Source organism: Clostridium arbusti SL206 (assembly GCF_000246895.1).
Lineage (GTDB): Bacteria > Bacillota > Clostridia > Clostridiales > Clostridiaceae > Clostridium_I > Clostridium_I arbusti.
On record NZ_BAEV01000192.1, the window covers coordinates 1 to 1,319 of the forward strand.

1 protein-coding gene is annotated in these 1,319 nt (G+C 30.3%); it reads right to left on the reverse strand.

Annotation, left to right across the window (positions count from 1 at the left end):
* Positions 1-158 precede the first annotated feature (158 nt).
* Entirely contained in the window at positions 159-1,295 is a 1,137-nt protein-coding gene (locus RH99_RS17995; protein WP_010241746.1) for an RNA-guided endonuclease InsQ/TnpB family protein, read from the reverse strand.
* Positions 1,296-1,319: the final 24 nt, after the last annotated feature.

A 1,319-nucleotide genomic window follows, 5' to 3' on the forward strand; every position in this document is an offset into this window, starting at 1 on the left:
TATAAAAAGAATATAAAAGTCTATAGTTTTGTTTCTTTCCTAATTCATAGTGTTCCATTTTGCCAAAGCTACTTTGGTTTGTTATAACACTCCATAGGCTTTGCTGCCAATTTTCATTGATAGTGGGTTGTAACGATTACCCAATTTAGAGTTTCTTTTTATACTGAAACTTCTAAACCATATTTCGCAAGGTTGTATGAAGCATTTTTATCCCTATCTGCTTTGAAACCACATTCACATTTATAAACTCTATCAGATAGTTTTAAATCCTTTTTTATCCTGCCGCAGCAACTACAAGTTTTGCTTGAAGGATAAAAAGTTGGTACTTGGATAAACTCAATTCCATACTTAGTACATTTATTTTTCATTTGAGTAATAAACATACTAAATCCCTGCTCTGCTATTGCCTTTGATAAGTGTTTATTTTTCATCATATTAGATACTTTTAATGTTTCCATTACTACCCTAAAAGGCTTGATTTTCACTATTTTAGAAGTAGCTTGATGTATATGGTTTTCTCTAATATGAGCCAACTTACTATGAAGTCTTTTTATTCTTTTTTCAAGTTTTGCAATGTTCTTAGTTTTTTGGTAACATACCCCTTTCTTATTTTTTTCATATTTTCGTGAACATTGTCTTTGAAGTCTTTTTAGTTTCTTTGTTAGTATTCTAACCTTTGCTATTTTATTGATATTCTTTGTATCCAATTCATCAATATTGGCTATTGCTAAGTCTCTGATGCCAAGGTCTACACCAACACTAAAGTCATTTAGTTGTTCCTTTTCATTTTCAATTTCAATAGCAACTGATAGAACCCACACCCTGCCATTGAAACTTACTCTTGGATTACTGAATTTTGTTACTTTAGATAAGTCAATGTCATAATTATTCCTGCATTGTACTTTACCTATCTTCTCAAGATTAACTATATTATTCTTAAAGTAGATTTTATCGTATCTTGAATAGAATTTATCCTTAGATTTTTTCTTGCTTTTAAATTTAGGAAAACCACTTCCATTGAAGAAGTTACTATATGCCTTATCTAAATCTCTCAATGCTTCTTTTAAAGTGGCATTGCTAACCTGGTAAAGCCATTCATACCCTTCTTGGTTTTTGAGTTTCGTTAATTCCACTCCTAATTCTGCAGCAGATAATTTCTTTTTAGTAGCTTTATAATGATTAATTTGCTTATCTAAACCCCAATTAAAAACATATCTCATTGAGCCTATATGTTTCCACATAAGAACTTCCTGATCTTTAGATGGAAAAAGCCTAATATTAATTGCCCTTTTCATCTTCTAACAACTCCTTAATCATTT

Bases quoted from the DNA above. Each gene is read 5' to 3' on its own strand.
- RH99_RS17995 (WP_010241746.1), bottom strand. From the start codon at position 1,295: ATGAAAAGGGCAATTAATATTAGGCTTTTTCCATCTAAAGATCAGGAA.